Source organism: Luteolibacter pohnpeiensis (genome assembly GCF_016595435.1).
Lineage (GTDB): Bacteria > Verrucomicrobiota > Verrucomicrobiia > Verrucomicrobiales > Akkermansiaceae > Luteolibacter > Luteolibacter pohnpeiensis.
In genome coordinates, this window is the sequence record NZ_JAENIJ010000126.1 from 1 (window position 1) to 1,111 (window position 1,111).

Below are 1,111 nucleotides of genomic sequence, written 5' to 3' on the forward strand. Positions count from 1 at the left end.
CACATTGGTCGGTAGCGAAGGCTAAGCTGACTGAGAAGCAAGTGATAATCGAGATTCCCGGGCAGCGGATTTCAACCCTAATTGTGGGAGCCACGGTCGAGATTAAGAACTACCGAGTCACCGGGGACGAATGGCTCACTAGTGGAGAATTTGATGAGCTAGTGGTGTCTGGCAAGCGAATCGAAAGAGAAGTAGAACAAGTCAGCGCTGGACAACCCGCTACCCGATCCGAGTCGGATTCGGAGGGTGACGACAAACCTCAACCAGAATCGGAGGGGCGCTCCCGGTAGCGGGTGCCAGGCCTCTGATGTTCGCCAGAAACCAAAGGCATGCAGACTGCCCCTGTTCTTACTGCTTTTCTCCTGCTGGCGTTTGCTCTCGGTGTCATCGCGAACCTGAGGCAGCTTGCAGCCACGGCGAGACTAGCAAGATGGCTTCATGAGCATCGCCCGAACCTGTGGCGGGAGTTGGGTCGTCCCGGCTCGACGTTCTTCAAGGGGGACTTGGACAACGGTTACTTGAAGCGCACATCGGCCCTCCAGGCGATGAACCGATTGATGCCGCTCCACGCCTATCTACGTCACATCAACGATGCGGAAGCATTGGGTTGTCTCCGTTCACACCGAATTTGGGGAGTCCTAGCGATGCTGTTCATGTTCCTTTTCGTTGCGGGGATTCTTTTCGGCGTTGCACGCGATAAGATTCGCCCTCGGGTTCAGCCGTCCGTCTCTGGACATCACCAAGGCGAACACGCCGTGGTAGGCAACCCCGCGGGCTGGTCTGCTCCGGTGGTGGATTGGGGTTCCACCTCAGCCCGCTGGTTGCCTACACTTCGAACGTTCGGTAGAAATAAGACAATGCACCCAATGGAACTATTCACAGACGACGGCACCTTCTCTGGAAGAGGCTATGTCATCGGAGAAGTGGGTGCGCGCCAAGGGAGATTTATGTGCGAAGCTGAACCAAGAGGCAGTGCTGTTCTGGCAGGCCCATTGGCAATACGACTAGATGAGTCTATTCTCAGGATCAGTCCACTAGATCACCAGCTTGGAGGATTCTGGGGCATTGAGCTTTCGTTCAAGGAACTATCAGATGCTAAAGAACATCAAGC

At 55.2% G+C, this 1,111-nt stretch carries 2 protein-coding genes; both read left to right on the top strand.

Annotated elements, in window-relative coordinates; translation table 11 throughout:
• Positions 1–290: hypothetical protein (locus JIN85_RS21520; protein WP_234047541.1), on the top strand; the 290-nt coding region annotated here is incomplete at its 5' end.
• Positions 291–329: 39 nt separating this feature from the next.
• A partial coding sequence (locus JIN85_RS20520) for a hypothetical protein (protein ID WP_200274365.1) occupies positions 330–1,111 on the top strand: 782 nt, incomplete at its 3' end.